The 15,158-nt window shown below is 59.8% G+C and carries 14 protein-coding genes; 5 read left to right on the top strand and 9 right to left on the bottom strand.

The features are described from left to right. Positions 1–6 precede the first annotated feature (6 nt). Positions 7–2,547, top strand: coding sequence for a TIGR02302 family protein (locus ACR0MS_RS11950; protein ID WP_480572975.1), 2,541 nt, complete (start codon positions 7–9; stop codon positions 2,545–2,547). 9 nt (positions 2,548–2,556) lie between these two features. Here the strand turns inward: ACR0MS_RS11950 and ACR0MS_RS11945 are convergent, their stop codons facing one another. Further along, positions 2,557–3,336 (bottom strand): zinc-ribbon domain-containing protein, encoded by a 780-nt coding sequence (locus tag ACR0MS_RS11945; RefSeq protein ID WP_480572978.1) that lies wholly within the window; start codon positions 3,334–3,336, stop codon positions 2,557–2,559. 185 nt (positions 3,337–3,521) lie between these two features. On the opposite strand from ACR0MS_RS11945, the gene ACR0MS_RS11940 reads away from it, so the two are divergent. From ACR0MS_RS11940 to ACR0MS_RS11925, 4 genes are read left to right on the top strand one after another with little or no spacing between them, the layout of a single operon-like run. Further along, on the top strand, positions 3,522–4,199 hold the full coding sequence (locus tag ACR0MS_RS11940) for a cell division ATP-binding protein FtsE (RefSeq protein WP_480572981.1): 678 nt from the start codon (positions 3,522–3,524) through the stop codon (positions 4,197–4,199). Beyond that, positions 4,196–5,095 carry a cell division protein FtsX gene (locus ACR0MS_RS11935; protein WP_480572984.1) on the top strand — a complete coding sequence of 300 codons (900 nt, stop codon included), beginning with the start codon at positions 4,196–4,198 and terminating at the stop codon, positions 5,093–5,095. The genes ACR0MS_RS11940 and ACR0MS_RS11935 overlap by 4 nt, the downstream gene beginning before the upstream one ends. Next, on the top strand, positions 5,095–5,835 hold the full coding sequence (locus ACR0MS_RS11930) for a lysophospholipid acyltransferase family protein (RefSeq protein WP_480572987.1): 741 nt from the start codon (positions 5,095–5,097) through the stop codon (positions 5,833–5,835). The genes ACR0MS_RS11935 and ACR0MS_RS11930 overlap by 1 nt, the downstream gene beginning before the upstream one ends. Next, positions 5,822–6,427 carry a pyridoxamine 5'-phosphate oxidase family protein gene (locus ACR0MS_RS11925; RefSeq protein ID WP_480572990.1) on the top strand — a complete coding sequence of 202 codons (606 nt, stop codon included), beginning with the start codon at positions 5,822–5,824 and terminating at the stop codon, positions 6,425–6,427. The genes ACR0MS_RS11930 and ACR0MS_RS11925 overlap by 14 nt, the downstream gene beginning before the upstream one ends. 9 nt (positions 6,428–6,436) lie before the next feature. Here the strand turns inward: ACR0MS_RS11925 and ACR0MS_RS11920 are convergent, their stop codons facing one another. The 8 genes from ACR0MS_RS11920 to ACR0MS_RS11885 form a co-directional block, all read right to left on the bottom strand. Continuing rightward, positions 6,437–7,285 carry a tellurite resistance TerB family protein gene (locus tag ACR0MS_RS11920; RefSeq protein WP_480572993.1) on the bottom strand — a complete coding sequence of 283 codons (849 nt, stop codon included), beginning with the start codon at positions 7,283–7,285 and terminating at the stop codon, positions 6,437–6,439. 156 nt (positions 7,286–7,441) lie between these two features. After that, on the bottom strand, positions 7,442–8,830 hold the full coding sequence (lpdA, locus tag ACR0MS_RS11915; protein WP_480572996.1) for a dihydrolipoyl dehydrogenase: 1,389 nt from the start codon (positions 8,828–8,830) through the stop codon (positions 7,442–7,444). A 58-nt stretch (positions 8,831–8,888) separates the two neighbouring features. Then, on the bottom strand, positions 8,889–9,281 hold the full coding sequence (locus ACR0MS_RS11910) for an MAPEG family protein (protein ID WP_480572999.1): 393 nt from the start codon (positions 9,279–9,281) through the stop codon (positions 8,889–8,891). 128 nt (positions 9,282–9,409) lie between these two features. Further along, positions 9,410–9,679: a hypothetical protein gene (locus tag ACR0MS_RS11905; RefSeq protein WP_480573002.1), complete on the bottom strand. Its 270-nt coding sequence runs from the start codon at positions 9,677–9,679 to the stop codon at positions 9,410–9,412. 2 nt (positions 9,680–9,681) lie between these two features. Continuing rightward, positions 9,682–11,208 carry a 2-oxoglutarate dehydrogenase complex dihydrolipoyllysine-residue succinyltransferase gene (gene odhB / locus ACR0MS_RS11900; RefSeq protein WP_480573005.1) on the bottom strand — a complete coding sequence of 509 codons (1,527 nt, stop codon included), beginning with the start codon at positions 11,206–11,208 and terminating at the stop codon, positions 9,682–9,684. A gap of 3 nt (positions 11,209–11,211) precedes the next feature. Further along, a complete protein-coding gene (locus tag ACR0MS_RS11895; RefSeq protein ID WP_480573008.1) occupies positions 11,212–14,169 on the bottom strand; it encodes a 2-oxoglutarate dehydrogenase E1 component in 2,958 nt (985 codons plus the stop codon). Beyond that, a complete protein-coding gene (locus ACR0MS_RS11890; RefSeq protein ID WP_480573011.1) occupies positions 14,166–14,708 on the bottom strand; it encodes a DUF805 domain-containing protein in 543 nt (180 codons plus the stop codon). Before ACR0MS_RS11890 ends, ACR0MS_RS11895 begins: the two co-directional genes overlap by 4 nt. 24 nt (positions 14,709–14,732) lie before the next feature. Next, complete coding sequence (locus ACR0MS_RS11885; protein ID WP_480573014.1) at positions 14,733–15,158, bottom strand: hypothetical protein; 426 nt, start codon at positions 15,156–15,158, stop codon at positions 14,733–14,735.

The raw sequence follows: 15,158 nt of genomic DNA, 5'->3' as shown, positions 1-15,158 counted from the left end.
CCCGCCTTGCGCACAAGACCGACCTTACCGATTCCAAGACTGTCCCTGTGGCTAACGCATGCAGGGATGCTGGCCGAGCGGGTTTGGCGTGATTTCTGGCCGTTTTTCTCGATACTTATGACAATTCTGGCCGCGTTGATGCTGGGCCTGCAAGATCTTGTGACGGTTGAAACAGTCTGGATCGTCGGATCACTTTCCGTTCTGGGCCTTTTGGCTGCGCTGGCGCTGGGGGCAAGGCGATTCCACCTGCCGTCCCGGGCCGAAGCGTTGATGCGTCTGGATGAGACCCTTCCGGGTCGACCAATTCAGGCGCTTATGGACAGTCAGGCTATTGGCGCGATGGATGCAGAGTCCGTCGCACTGTGGCACGCGCACCAAAAACGGATGGCCCAGCGTGCGGCAGAGGCCGAGCCGGTGAAACCGAATTTGCGCCTTGCGGATCGTGATCCTTATGCCTTGCGCTATTCGGCATTGCTGGCTTTGGTGATCGCCGCCTTGTTCGGGTCGTTCTGGCGCATCGGATCGGTGGCCGAGATGACACCGGGGGCCGCGATAGCAGGGCAGGGGCCCAGTTGGGAAGGCTGGGTTGAGCCGCCAAGATACACTGGACTGCCGACGCTCTATCTGGCCGATCAGTCCGACCCCACGCTGTCGATCCCGCAGGGCAGCCGTGTGACGCTCCGCTTTTATGGCGAGGTCGGCGCGCACAGCCTGACTGAAACAACTACTCCGCTGGGCACAGAAGGTGCAACTGCGCCGGAACAGGAATTCGTTGCGGACCGATCCGGGTTATTGCGGATTGATGGCCCTTCGGGGCGAGACTGGACGCTGGATATCATAGCGGATACACCGCCCGAGATTGCTGTTGCAGATATTGCCGAGGCCGAAGCTGGCGGGCAGATGAAATTGCCCTTCGCGGCTGGCGATGACTATGGCGTTCAATCCGGTTCGGCCACCATTGAGCTTGATCTCGCCTCTGTCGACCGCCGTTACGGTCTGACGCCCGAGCCAGAGCCACGCGACATCATTTCTGTAGAACTGCCGATGCCGATTACCGGGGATCGCACCGACTTTATCGAGGACTTCATCGAAGATTTCTCGGAACACCCTTGGGCGCATCTGCCTGTCAAAATCACTCTGACCGCACGCGATGCCGCAGATCAGGAAACGCAGTCCGAGCCGTATATGACGGCGCTGCCTGCCCGTCGCTTTTTTGACCCATTGGCGGCAGCGATTATCGAACAGCGGCGCGACCTGTTGTGGACACGTGAGAACGCCCCGCGCGTTGCGCAGCTTTTGCGGGCGGTGTCCCATTTGCCCGAAGACGTGTTCCGTTCTGATACGGCCTATCTGCGGTTGCGTGTGACCCTTCGGCGGCTTGAGACCTTCACCGACTACGGTCTGAAGCCGAAACAACAGGCTGAGATCGCCCAGTCCCTTTGGGATCTGGCGGTGTTGATCGAGGAAGGGACGCTGGCGGATGCGTTGGAACGCATGCGACGCGCACAAGAACGCCTGACCGAAGCGATGCAGAACGGCGCGACCGATGAAGAAATCGCCGAACTGATGCAAGAGCTGCGCGAGGCCACGCAGGATTATATGCGGCAGCTTCAGCGGCTGGCGCAGGAAAATAGAGGTGAGGAAGGTCAGCAAGGCCAGAACGGTGAAACCATGCAAATGACGCAGGACGACCTGCAACGCATGATGGACCGTATTCAGGAACTGATGGAACAGGGCCGTATGGCCGAGGCGCAGCAGGCGTTGGAAGAGTTCCAGCAGATGATGGAGAACATGCGCATCACGCAAGGTCAGGGTCAGGGACAGCAGTCCGAAGGCCAGCAGGCGATGGAAGGTCTGGCCGAAACGCTGCGCGAACAACAGGGGCTGAGTGATCAGGCCTTCCGCGATCTGCAGGAACAGTTCAATCCCGGCGCACAAGCAGGTGAGAACCAGGGCAATGAAGGCCGGAATGGTGGTCAGGGCCGTGGTGACAGCCACGAAGGTCAAGGCGGTCAGGGTCAGGGTTCGGATCAGGCCGGAGAGGGCCAGCAGGGGGATGGATCGCTGGCTGACCGGCAGCAGGCCCTGCGCGATGAGTTGGGCCGTCAGCAACAGAACCTGCCCGGCGCGGGAACGCCCGAGGGCGAAGCGGCACGTGACGCGCTGGGTCGTGCAGGCCGCGCCATGGACGAGGCAGAGCAAGCGTTGCGCGGTGACGATCTGGCCGAGGCGATTGACCGCCAGTCCGAGGCGATGGAAGCCCTGCGCGAAGGCATGCGTTCACTGGGTGAGGCGCTGGCCCAAAACCAGCAGAACCAGCCCGGTCAAGGCGCGCAGGAAGGCGATATGCAGGCCAATAACCGTGATCCTTTGGGCCGTAGCCCGGGTGCGTCCGGGACGATTTCGACGGATGATAACCTGCTACAGGGCGAAGACGTCTATCGCCGGGCGCGCGAACTACTGGACGAAATCCGCCGCCGGACCGGAGAATCGGACCGGCCACAGATCGAACTGGAATATCTCAAGCGATTGCTGGAGCGGTTCTGACCCAACGGGTCAGTTTTGCGGTGTCTTGGCCCCGGTCTGTGCCTCAAGCCAAACGCGCGCTTGGTCAACAAGTGTCACGTATCCATCCAGCACAGGATCAGCCTGCGGTACGGCCTCGGAAATCCGTTGCGCGTTTCCATAAACCAGGAACAGGATAACGCCGAGGATGATCATCAGCAGGAACCCGCGCCGGAATCCACCGCCAGATTTGCGCGGCAGAAGCTCCACTTCTTCTTTCTTTTTCTTTTTTCTCTTCTTCGGGGCTGGTTCTTCGCTGCGTAGCGAGGAATTAATTGCCTCGACATCGGGAAGCGCGTCTTTCTGACCGGCATCTTCAGCCGTTTCCCGTGCCGTCAGTTCCTTGATCGCCTGCTCTGGCTCTGGCTCTGGTGGCGCGTCCAGGGCCAAATCGGGTTGCGTCTCCAGAGTTTCGGCTTCTTTTGCACGCAGATCAGCCTCACGCGCGGCTTCTTCTTTCAGGATGTTGGCGACAGCCGGATCGACGTTGCCCGAGGCAGACTCCTCAGGCGCCTTGGCTTCGGCCTTGGGTGTTTCCGGCTCGGGTTCCGCTGCGGGTTCCTGCGGTGGTTCGGGCGCGGGTTCAGCCGGGGTTTGCTCAACCGCTTCGGCTTTGGGTTCAGTTGGTTCCGGCGTGGCCGCTGGCTGGGGGTGTTTGGGTTGGAACCATGTCTTTTCGCAGTTGGAGCATTGAACGTCACGCCCCTCCGAAGGGATGACCTCGTCTGGCACCTCGTATTGGGCACCGCAATTCGGACAGGTAAGACGCATGCTGACTCCCGGCCATAGTATTGACCTGATGATAGTTTTTTCAGGAATGATATTCCGTTAAGACCTGACAGCAAAGAGTGTTTTCGGTTTCACGCCGCAAGTGTCACCAATTCGACCCGGTGCAGGCATTGAAACCGTCACCGTGCTCGGGCAAGAAGAACAACAGAATAACCGGGGGGGCGCCTGTGATCGAGCTGGAAAACGTCAGCTATACCTATGGTGGTGGAGCTTTGCTGAGCGATGTCTCGTTGCAGTTGAGTCCGGGCTCGTTCCATTTTTTGACCGGGCCGTCGGGGGCTGGCAAGACGACCCTTCTGAAACTCTGCTATGGCGCGTTGTTGCCGACCTCAGGCCAGCTTAAGGCATTTGAACAGGATGTCGCCACGCTGGACCGTGATCAGATGGCGTTGCTGCGCCGTCGGATCGGTGTCGTGCATCAGGATTGCCGGTTTCTGGATCACATGACATTGGCCGAGAACGTGGCCCTGCCGCTGATGGTGTCGGGGCGCGCCGAATCCGCGCAGCAGCAGGACCTGACCGAGTTGTTGAATTGGGTCGGGCTTGGCACGCGGCAGGAGGCGGTCCCGCCTGAACTGTCCGGCGGCGAACGCCAACGCGCAGCCCTGGCCCGAGCAGTGATCCTATCGCCGGATGTAGTTCTGGCGGACGAACCCACCGGTAACGTCGATTGGGAGATGTCTCAGCGTCTGCTGCGCCTGTTGGTGGAACTGAACAAGATGGGAAAAACCGTCTTGATCGCCACCCATGACCTGAGCCTCATCCGTGCGGCCAAAAGTCAGGTACAGGCGCGTGTTCTGCGCATCTCGCAACGACAGGTCCAACTGGCCGGAGCAGATCTATGAGCGAGGGCACCATCCGCAATCTGCTGAAACGGGACAAGCGGGCCGATCGCGTGGTTCCCCCAACGGGGTACACGGCGCAGCTTACATTGTTCGTTTCCGGCGCGATGGCGTTCCTTGCCGTGTTTGCGCTGGCCTTGTCACTGGCGTCGGGGCGGCTTGCTGACCGTTGGGCGACCGAGTTGGCAGGGGCCGCCACGCTGCGCATCAATGCCCCTTCTGATCAGCTTGCCGCGCAAACCAAGGCCGCGCTGACGGTGCTGTCGCAAACGCCCGGAGTGGCATCGGCGCGCGCTTTGACATCGGAAGAACAACTGGCGCTGCTGTCACCGTGGTTCGGTTCGGACCTTCCGCTGGACACGCTGCCCGTCCCGCAACTCATTGAAATCGTTGAAGGTGATCCGGGGCTGGATGCGACCGGCCTTCGCTTGCGGCTGGGCGCCGAGGTGCCCGGTGCTGTGCTGGACGACCATACCCGCTGGCGCGAGCCGCTGGTCGAAGCGGCCATGTCGCTGCGACGGTTGGGGTGGATCTCTATCCTGCTGATCGGAGGCGCGACGGCAGCAATGATCACCTTGGCCGCGAATGCCTCGCTTGCGGCCAACGCGCAGATCATCGAAGTTCTGCGTCTTGTGGGGGCGCAGGACAGGTTCATCGCAAATGCGTTCGTGCGCCGCTTTACGTATCGCGCCTTCTTTGGTGCGTTGGTCGGGGTGGTGCTTGGGATGACAGGGGTCTTGCTGCTGCCCGAAGCCTCGGATGAGGGTGGGTTCCTGACCGGTCTCGGGTTTCAGGGGCTGGGTTGGTTTCTGCCCCTGCTCATCCCCCTTATGGGTGCTGCAGTTGCGTTTCTGGCCACCTGGACCGCGGCAAACCGCAAACTGACGGAGCTTTCGTGATGACTGATGCGATACAATGGATTCGGTCTTTGATCTTCATGATCGTGATCTATGCGTGGATGTTTGTGCTGGGTATCGTCTTTGCGCCTTACGCCCTGTTCACCAAGCAAGGCGCGTTGAAAGCCTGCAAACTATATGCCCGCACAACGATGTGGCTGGCGCGTTGGATGGTTGGTATTCGCTGCGAAGTCCGCGGTGCGGTGCCTGTCGATGAAGTGGTGATCGGGGCCAAGCATCAGTCATTTCTGGATATCATGATAATCTTCAACGCGATCCCGCATGGGAAGTTTATCATGAAGCGGGAATTGCTGTGGACACCGATCATTGGTCTTTATGCCCGTCGGCTTGGGTGCATCCCTGTGGATCGCGGCAAGAAAGGCGCTGCGGTGGCCAAGATGGTCAAGGACGTCGCGAAAGAGTTTGCCGAACCAGGTCAACTGGTCATCTACCCGCAGGGCACGCGTGTCGCCCCGGGTGCGCGGAAACCCTATAAGGTTGGCGCCGCAGTGCTGTACGAAGGGCTGGGCTTTGCCTGTGTTCCGGTGGCGACCAATGCCGGGGTTTTCTGGCCTCGGACCGGGGTGATGCGGAAACCCGGTCTGGCGATTGTCGATTTCCTGGATCCGATCGAGCCGGGCGTCGAGCGGGAGGCGTTTCTGAGCCGGTTGGAAGAGGTAATCGAGACTCGGTCAGACGCATTGATGCGGGAAGTGGGGTTTGATCCAGATGGAGTTCATTGAGGACATAGAAACGCTCGAAAGCCTCTACGGTACTCCGGGCGCGCCATCGCTGCGCAAAGTGGCGGATCGGCTGACGCCGTTGTACCGAGAATGGATCATGGCGTCGCGCTTATGCGTCCTAAGCACGGTCGGTCCGGAAGGTGTGGATGGCAGCCCGCGCGGGGATGACGGGCCCGTGGTTCTGGAGCTGGACAACAGGACGCTGGCGATGCCCGACTGGAGGGGCAACAACCGGCTGGACAGTCTGCGCAACATCGTGCGCGACCCGCGCGTATCCATGATGTTCATGGTGCCGGGATCAAACAATGTCGTGCGCGTGAACGGCTCGGCCCGACTGACAGCAGATAAGGCTCTGACGGAGCGGTTTGAGAAAAACGGTAAACGTCCAGCGACGGTGATCGTTGTCGACATCGCCGAGGTCTATACACAATGCGCCCGCGCGCTTATGCGGGCGCGCACTTGGAGCAGCGGTGACGAAAGCGCCAACCTTCCCACGATCGGCGAAATTCTGGCCGAGGCCTCGAACGGAGAAGAAGGCGGCGCGCGCTATGATCAGGAATGGGGAGCGCGCGCCGCGAAAACGATGTGGTAAATGCGCAGGTCAGGCGGGTTGCCCGGCCATGTGCTGGAACATCGCCTTGACCTCGTCCACACTGATGCTGAGACCCTTGGCTAATTTGTGAATAAACACTGTTTCAGCCTTGTCCAGATCGCCATCAGCGCCCACGATCATCAGCGTGGCTTGCATGACCATGCGTTTCTGATCGGCGGTCAAACCCCGGCCAAATGCCGCAAACTGCGCATCCGTTGGTTTGGCCTCGGCCATGTTATAGATGCGGCGAATGCGGGATTCATCGAAGGTCTCACCCGTCATCTGCTTGGCGATATTGGCCATCATCGTAATTTCTGCAGCATCAAGCGAGCCGTCCGCTTTTGCAGCGTGACACATCGCATCCATTGCCTGCAACGCTGCGGGGTTCGCCGTGCCCATTTCCGCATAGCGTTGTTTTGCACGCTTGGATTGCCCTGCCTTCTTCACTCCGGCCAGAATTAGCAGAACCGCAATCGCGCCCAGCCCCCAGAAGCCGGACACCATGTCAGCGCGTGACATTTTGGGCTGAGCGGGCAGATCCGACGGAAAGTCACCCAGCGCCTTGCCAAGCTCCAACTTGTCTGCGGGCATGTTGTAATAACTGTCGCTGTCGCATTTATTCGGCGCCATCACGTATCCGATGGAACTGCGCCACACACCGGCAAACATGATGTGCGTCTTCTTGGTCAGATGGCACAGCGATAGTTTTTGACCGGCATTGTCTTCAATATCGGTTGGGGTGATCAGGGTCATCTGTTCCGATGTACCCCAGACACCACCAGCACGCCCGGCCTGTGCTTCTTGTCCAAAGAATACCGTGAAAATCAGCGCCGCGGCGCATAGGGAAAGAAATCTCATATCTGCCTCAAAATAACTGTTTGCTCTTGGCCGCTGATACAGGTCCAGCGGTCACACATCCGTGATCAACTTTAGCGAGAGCAAAACTATGGCAGAGTCGCGGAATAAAAAAGGCGGGCACTTTGGCCCGCCTTTGATGTTTTGAGTGCTGAAAGATCAGCTATGGATTGGGCCGTCTCCGCAGGCCAGTGCAGCCTCGCGCACCGCCTCAGAATAGGTCGGGTGGGCGTGACAGGTCAGGGCCAGATCTTCGGCTGACGCACCGAACTCCATTGCGACGCAGACTTCGTGGATCAAATCCCCAGCGGCGGGGCCGATGATATGCGCGCCCAGAATGCGGTCGGTGTCCTTGTCGGCGAGGATTTTGACAAACCCGTCTGCGGCAAAGTTTGCCTTGGCGCGGCCATTGCCCATGAACATGAACTTGCCGACCTTGTAAGCGCGGCCCTGTTCTTTCAGCGTGGCTTCGGTTTCGCCCACATTTGCGACCTCGGGCCAGGTATAGATAACACCCGGAATAACGCCGTAGTTCACATGGCCATGTTTGCCTGCAACCTGTTCGGCGGCGGCCATGCCTTCATCCTCGGCCTTATGCGCCAGCATCGGGCCTTCGGTCACGTCACCAATGGCGTAAATCCCCGGCACGTTGGTTTGCCAGTCGGCGCCGACCTTGATCTGCCCGCGGGGAGTCATCTCAACACCCAGAGCTTCAAGCCCCAACCCGTCCGAGAACGGCTTGCGCCCGGTGGCGACCAGCACGGTATCGGCGTCGATCACATGCTCGCTGTCGTCTTTGCGCAGCTTGTAGGTGACCTTGGCCTTGGTTTTGGTGGCCTCGGTCTTTTGCACCGCAGCCCCCATGACGAATTTCAGACCTTGCTTCTTGAGGATACGCTGGAAGGTCTTTTGCACCTCGGGGTCCATACCCGGCGTGACCACGTCGAGGAATTCGATCACCGTCACCTCGGCGCCCAAACGCTGATAAACCGAACCCAGTTCCAGCCCGATCACACCCGCGCCAATCACGACCATCTTTTTCGGGATCTTACCCAGCGACAGCGCACCGGTCGAAGTCACGACGACCTTCTCGTCTATTTCGACACCGGGCAGTGAAGACGGCTCGGACCCCGACGCGATGATGATACTCTTGGCCTCGTGGACCTCGTCCCCGACCTTGACCTGACCGGCGGCGGGGATCGAACCCCAGCCTTTCAGCCAGTCGATCTTGTTCTTCTTGAACAGAAACTCGATGCCCTTGGTGTTGCCGTCGATCACCTCATCCTTGTAGGCCTGCATCTGCTTCCAATCGACCGAAGGGCTTTTCCCTTTCAGGCCCATCTTGGCAAAGTTATGCTCGGCCTCGTGCAATTGGTGGCTGGCATGCAGCAACGCCTTCGAGGGGATACAGCCCACATTCAGGCAGGTGCCGCCCAGCGTCTCACGCCCTTCGACAACGGCGGTTTTCAGACCCAGCTGGGCGCAGCGGATGGCGCAGACATAGCCGCCGGGACCGGCTCCGATTACGATGACGTCATAGCTGGACATTCAGGGCACTCCTTGGTGTGTCTTGGCCGCGCCTTTCCACGGCGCGGCTGGTCAGGCTCTAGAGAGCTTGCAGATAAAGATAAGCCGTTGCGATGAAACCTACCACCCAAACTGTAGTGCGCAGGAACGGAACGGGGATGGCGAAGGCATAGATCGGCACAAAGGCGATCCGTGCGATCAGGAAAATCTGGGCGGCCAGCAAAGTGCCGCCGGTGAAGGCATCCTTGGCAGACAGGATCAGAACGGCAGGGGCGAACAGGGCCAGTGCCACAACCGAATTGGCAAGCGCGCGTTCGACACGTCCGGCAACGCCGGTGAGCGGCGGCATGTCATCGCGTGCGCCACCGAGGGTCATCAGACCCACCTGAGACATCGCCGTCAGGATGTTTACCAGAACGACGATCATGACCAACAGGCCATAAAGCGCAAGAATCGAAAGCTCGGAAGACATCGTGGGTATCCTTTTTTCAATCAGAGACGGGTCTTGCGACTAGCATCCACAGAGGGCGAAAGCAGGCGGGTGTCACGCGCATGTGCGCATCCGTGTGCAAGGCATGCCCCGCACACGGAGTGTTTTCGTCAGACCGGCTCTAACAGTTTCACCTGGATATGGGCCACGCCGCCGCGCTCATGGTGCATCGCCAATTCCTGCGATTCCAGAAAGCTGCGGGCCTTGTCCAGATCGCGCACCTCGAACATTGCGATGGCGTGGTCGGGCTGATCCGGGTCGCGCCAGACATGCAGGTCATGAATGCCGGCCGCCTTGCGCGCGGGCTCGTCTTCACGAAACACGGTCAGCCAAGCGTCGAAATCGGCCACGTCAGCCTGCCACAAAACATGAGTCGCCATGATTACAGATCCATCAGCAGGCGGCGCGGATCTTCCAACGCCTCTTTCACGCGGACAAGAAAGGTGACCGCGCCTTTGCCGTCCACGATCCGGTGATCGTAGGACAGCGCCAGATACATCATTGGACGGATCTTGATTTCACCATTGATGACCATAGGCCGGTCCTGAATCTTGTGCATACCCAGAATGCCGGACTGCGGCGGGTTCAGGATCGGCGAAGACATCAGCGAACCATAGACCCCGCCATTCGAGATGGTGAAGGTGCCGCCCTGCATTTCGGCCATGCTAAGTTTGCCGTCACGGGCGCGTCGGCCTTTTTCAGCGATCGCCTTTTCGATATCGGCGAAGGACATGCTGTCCGCGTCCCGAATGACCGGAACCACCAGACCCTGCGGTGTACCCGCAGCCACGCCCATGTGGACGAAGTTCTTATAGACGATGTCCGTGCCGTCGATCTCGGCGTTCACCTCGGGCACTTCCTTCAGTGCATGGCAGCAGGCTTTGGTGAAGAAGGACATAAAGCCCAGACGGACGCCATGCTTCTTCTCGAACTGGTCCTTGTACTGGCTGCGCAGGGCCATCACTTCGGTCATGTCCACCTCGTTATAGGTGGTCAGGATTGCGGCGGTGTTCTGCGCGTCTTTCAGGCGCTTGGCGATGGTCTGGCGCAGACGGGTCATGCGAACGCGTTCTTCGCGTCCGGCATCCTCTGCGGCAACAGGCGCGCGTGGCGCCTGAGCAGCGGGGGCAGGCGCAGCCGCCGCAGGCGCTGGCGCTGTAGCCGCCGCCGCAACTGCGTTTGCGACGTCCTCTTTCATGATGCGGCCATCGCGCCCGGTTCCAGTGACCTGATCTGCCGACAGCCCTGCTTCGGCCATTGCTTTTTCAGCGGATGGTGCGTTGGCGACATCCTTGCCGCCGCCATCACCGGTTCCCGCAGCAGGCGCTGCAGCCTGTGCGGATGGTGCCGGGGCTGCCCCTGCTGCCGCGCCGGAAATCACGGCCAGCTTTGCGGTTGCGTCGACGGTGGTGCCCTCGGGCGCCACGATCTCGGCCAATACACCAGCGGCCGGGGCCGGAACCTCGACCGAGACCTTGTCGGTTTCAAGCTCGCACAGCATTTCGTCCTGCGCGACGCTGTCGCCGACTTGTTTGAACCAAGTGGACACCGTTGCTTCGGTGACGGATTCGCCGAGCGTCGGAACCATCACGTCCACGCTGCCACCCGACGCTGCGGGCGCTGCTGCCGGGGCAGGGCTTGGGGTCGCCGCCGGAGCCGGGGCCGCGCCTTCGCCTGCTGCGATCGTCGCCAGCAGAGCGTCAACGCCGACGGTTTCGCCTTCGGCTGCAACGATCTCACCCATCACGCCAGCGGCCGGAGAGGGGACTTCGACGGTGACCTTGTCAGTCTCCAACTCGCACAGCATCTCATCCACAGCCACTGCGTCGCCCGGTTTTTTGAACCAGGTTGCAACCGTTGCCTCAGTGACCGACTCGCCCAGCGTGGGAACACGAACTTCAATGGACATTGCTTATTTTCCTTCAATGCTCAGCGCTTCGTTCACCAGCGCTTCTTGTTGGGCTTTGTGTTGGCTGGCCAGACCCGTCGCGGGCGAGGCCGACGTTGCGCGGCCGACATAGCGTGGCCGTGTGTGCTTGGCACCGATCCGAGTCAGAACCCATTCGATATTCGGCTCGATAAAGGTCCAGGCCCCCTGGTTCTTGGGTTCTTCCTGACACCAGACCATCTCGGCCCCTTTGAAGCGCTCAAGCTCGTTGATCAGCGAATGCGCGGGGAAGGGGTAGTACTGTTCGATGCGCAGCAGATAGACATCGTCGATTCCGCGTGCGTCGCGCTCCTCCAACAGGTCGAAATAGACCTTGCCGGAACACAGAACGACCCGTTTGATCTTTTTGTCTACGACCAGCTTGGTGTCGGAATTCCCGCGTTGCGCGTCATCCCAAAGGACCCGGTGGAAGCTGGACCCGGTGGTGAAGTCCTCGGTCGTGCTGACGGCCAGTTTGTGGCGCAGCAGCGATTTGGGCGTCACGAGGATCAGCGGTTTGCGGAAAGTCCGGTGCAACTGACGGCGCAGAATGTGAAAATAGTTCGCGGGCGTCGTGCAGTTCGCCACGATCCAGTTGTCCTGACCGCACATTTGCAGGAACCGTTCAAGCCGCGCGGATGAGTGCTCCGGCCCCTGACCTTCAAACCCGTGCGGCAGCAGCGTCACCAGCCCGGACATCCGCAGCCATTTCGATTCACCCGAACTGATGAACTGGTCGAACATGATCTGCGCGCCGTTGGCAAAATCGCCAAACTGCGCCTCCCACAGGGTCAGGGCGTTGGGCTCGGCCAGCGAGTAGCCGTATTCAAAGCCCAGCACCGCGTATTCGGACAGCATCGAGTCGATCACTTCATAGTGCGACTGGCCCGCGCGGATATTGTTCAGCGGGTAATACCGTTCCTCAGTCTCTTGGTGCACAAAGCCAGAGTGACGCTGGCTGAATGTGCCGCGCGTCGCGTCCTGACCGGACAGACGCACCGGGTAACCTTCGGTCAGCAGGGACCCGAAAGCCAGCGCTTCACCCGTTGCCCAGTCGAAGCCTTTGCCATTGTCGAACATCTGTTTCTTGTGATCGAGCAACCGCGCCACCGTCTTGTGAACGGCGATATCCGCGGGCGCATGGGTCAGAGCATTTCCGATCTCTGCCATCGTCTCGGGCGTGATCGCGGTGTCGCCGCGCACATATTCTTCTTTGTTCTTGTCCAGATGCGACCAGCGCCCGTCCAGCCAATCGGCCTTGTTGGGTTTGTAGTCTTTTCCGGCCTCAAACTCATCATTCAGATGGGCCTGGAAAGCGGCTTTCATATCCTCGATCTCACCCTCAGGGATCAGGCCGTCCTTGACCAGACGCTCGGTGTACAGAGACAGCGTGGTCTTATGCGTTTTGATCTTCTTGTACATGATCGGGTTGGTGAACATGGGCTCATCGCCCTCGTTGTGACCAAACCGGCGATAGCAGAAGATGTCGATGACCACGTCCTTGCGGAACTTCTGGCGGAATTCAGTGGCGACCTTGGCGGCGTGTACCACGGCCTCGGGGTCGTCACCGTTCACGTGGAAGATCGGTGCTTCGACCATCAGCGCAATATCCGTTGGATACGGGCTGGAGCGGCTGAAATGCGGCGCGGTGGTAAAGCCGATCTGGTTGTTTACCACGATATGCATGGTGCCGCCGGTCTTGTGACCGCGCAGACCAGACAGACCGAACCCTTCGGCCACGACACCCTGACCGGCAAAAGCCGCGTCGCCGTGCAGCAGGATACCCATCACCGACGTGCGCTCGGTGTCTTTCAACTGGTCCTGTTTGGCGCGCACCTTACCCAGAACAACTGGGTTCACCGCCTCAAGATGCGATGGGTTCGCTGTCAGTGACAGGTGAACGCTGTTGCCGTCAAACTCCCGGTCGCTGGAGGCACCAAGGTGGTATTTCACATCACCCGATCCATCCACGTCCTCGGGCTTAAAGCTTCCGCCCTGGAATTCGTTGAAGATCGCGCGATAGGGTTTGCGCATCACGTTGGCCAGAATGTTCAGACGGCCCCGATGCGGCATGCCGATCACGATGTCACGCACACCCAGCGCACCGCCACGCTTGATGATCTGCTCCATCGCGGGGATCAGGGCCTCGCCCCCGTCCAGACCGAACCGTTTGGTGCCCATGTACTTGACATGCAGGAATTTCTCGAACCCCTCGGCCTCGACCATCTTGTTCAGGATCGCCTTGCGGCCTTCTTTGGTAAAGGCGATTTCCTTGCCATAGCCTTCGATCCGTTCCTTCAGCCACGCGGCCTGTTCAGGGTCGGAAATATGCATGTATTGCAGCGCGAAGGTGCCGCAATAGGTCCGCTTCACGATATCGACGATCTGCCGCATCGAGGCCATCTGCAGACCCAACACGTTGTCGATAAAGATCGGCCGGTCCATGTCGGCCTCGGTGAACCCATATGTCTTGGGGTCCAGTTCCGGATGGGTGCTGGCCGCCCGCATCCCCAGCGGGTCCAGATTGGCGGCCAGATGGCCCCGGATCCGGTAGGCCCGGATCAGCATCAACGCCCGCAAACTGTCCAGAACGGCGCGCTTGATCTGGTCGTCGCTGACCTCAACGCCCTTGGCTGCCGCCTTGTCCTTGATCTTTTTGCCCGCCGCTTTTGCGTCAATCTCGGCCCATTCCCCCGTCAGGGCACCGGTCAGATCATCCGCCGGCATCGGCGGCCAGTCGGTCCGCGCCCATGATGGCCCTTCGGCTTCTTTCTGGACGTCCGGCGTCGCGTCGCCCATGGCCTTGAAGAACTCGGCCCAGGCCGCGTCTACCGCGCTGGGGTCCTTTGTGTACTGAGCATAAAGCTGCTCCAGATATTCGGCATTATGCCCTTGCATAAAGCTTGAGGCATGAAAGGCAGAGTTGGGCGAGTGTTCGGTCATTGGGTTACCTCATATGGGTTGGGACCGTATTGATTTGTGCCCGGCTGACTGGGGCGGGTCAGCCACCACAGCACCAGGAGAGGCGACACCACCAGAACCAGCAGCGTCGGAATGACGACCAGCAAAGTGGCGCGGGTAAACAGGATGTCCAGATTGCCACCGTGCTGGAAACTGGACGCAAGACCAATGCCAAAAATCAGAACTGCGGCGGCTCCGAGGATCAGCAGGATCGGCAGCAGCGCATAAAGCCCGCTGCGCCCGGTGTCATGCATCCGGCGCCATGCGACCGCCAGATGCGGGAAAAAGACGATTACGCCGACGATCGACTGCACCGGCTGGCTTGAGGTGGCGGCGACGGATTTCGTCGTGTCCGTCTCCGTCGTGGTGACCTGAGTAAAGAACTGCCAGTCAATGATCCCGGCAATGATATTCCAGATCACGATGAAGAGGAAAAAGAACCAGTATTCAGGCCGCGAGGCACGGCCCGAGAAAGTGAAGAACTTTGAGAAACAGGTGCGGATGGCGTCAGAGAAGGTCATGGCGATTTAAACTCTTCCTCCTCTTCAGTTCACACGGGTGCAGTCAAACGTAGTTTGACGACGTTCGAGCAACCAGTAGGAACGTCCCACTGTCACGTCTGAAACCAAACGTGCTTTTGCGTCAAACTGTGAACACCACAACTCGGCGGCTGCACGCATTTCGTCATCGTCAACCCGGATACCAAGATAGGTGAAAGCGATTTTGTCGTTCTCTAGTATATCTGTTTCGGCACCATTAAGGCCAGGAATGGCGCGAACAATGAATTGATCCATCGGAACAATATCAGAGCTTTGGGATGCAGCGGCTGTTCCCATACAAGACAGCAAAATCAACGGAATCGCACGGCGGGCACCGCCGGGCAGCGCCCGACCCGCCCCCCAGGGCGGGCGCTTCTCGCCCACCCTCGGGTCGGGCGCTGCCCTCAGTTCTGAGATCAGCGCCTGTTCCAT

Source organism: Ruegeria sp. CJ2 (genome assembly GCF_056536745.1).
This window is presented reverse-complemented; position numbering and strand designations above follow the sequence as displayed.